The 936-nt window shown below is 61.2% G+C and carries 1 protein-coding gene; it reads left to right on the top strand.

Going from position 1 to position 936, the window contains the following annotated elements:
- Window positions 1-105: 105 nt before the first annotated feature.
- Window positions 106-936 (top strand): IS110 family transposase (locus QJT82_RS45460; protein WP_281446735.1); only part of this gene is annotated, 831 nt, incomplete at its 3' end.

Here is a 936-nt window from a genome sequence, read left to right as displayed (position 1 = left end):
AGTCCGTATGTCCTTTAGCGCCAGCATAGCGGCGCCACCGGTCTCCGTCACAGTCGAGCCGCCGCCGCGCATGAGGGCGCGGCGGCTCGACATCGGAGAGCGCAGATGCAGAAGGTTCTTTACGTGGGGCTCGACGTTCACAAAGTCAGCATTTCGGTAACGGTGGCGGAAGACGGACGCGAGGGAGCGACCAGCTTCATCGGAGCGGTGCCAAACACGCCGGCAGCGTTGTCTAAGCTGAGCAAGCGATTGGGCAAGGACGGCCATCGACTGGAGTTCTGTTACGAGGCCGGCTTCTGCGGGTACGGCATCTACCGGCAGCTGACCGGTCTGGGGCACGGCTGCACTGTTGCTGCGACGTCCTTGATCCCGCGCAAGCCGGGGGAGCGGATCAAGACAGATCGCCGTGACTCCCAGAAGCTGGCAATTTTGCATCGTTCCGGCGACCTCACGCGGGTATGGGTCCCAGACGAGGGACATGAGGCAATGCGTGATCTCACCCGGGCTCGGATGGACGCGTCCATGCACCTCATGCGGGCGCGACAGCAATTGCTGGCATTTCTTCTGCGTCACGGCCGCACCTACGATACCGGCAAACATTGGACACAACGACACCGCTCGTGGCTTGCAGGTCAGACATTCGATCAGCCAGCGCACCAGATTGTCTTCCAGGACTATCTGGAGGCAGTTTGGACAACCCAGGAACGGCGTGATCAGCTTGTTGGCCGCATCAGTACCATGGTTGCCGATTGGACGATGGGACCCCTTGTGGAAGCGCTGCGGGGATTGCGAGGACTTGATCTCATTTCAGCTGCAACATTTGTCGCCGCGATCGGCGATCTGGCTCGCTTCGAGAGTGCTCGCCATTTGATGGCGTATCTCGGCCTGGTGCCTTCGGAGCAGTCGAGTGGTGAGCGGATCCGGCGTGGTGGCATC

It is taken from the genome of Bradyrhizobium sp. Mp19, from assembly GCF_029952935.1.
GTDB lineage: Bacteria > Pseudomonadota > Alphaproteobacteria > Rhizobiales > Xanthobacteraceae > Bradyrhizobium > Bradyrhizobium elkanii.
The sequence above is the reverse complement of the archived record's forward strand: the minus strand, read 5'-3'. Positions and strand labels throughout refer to the sequence as shown.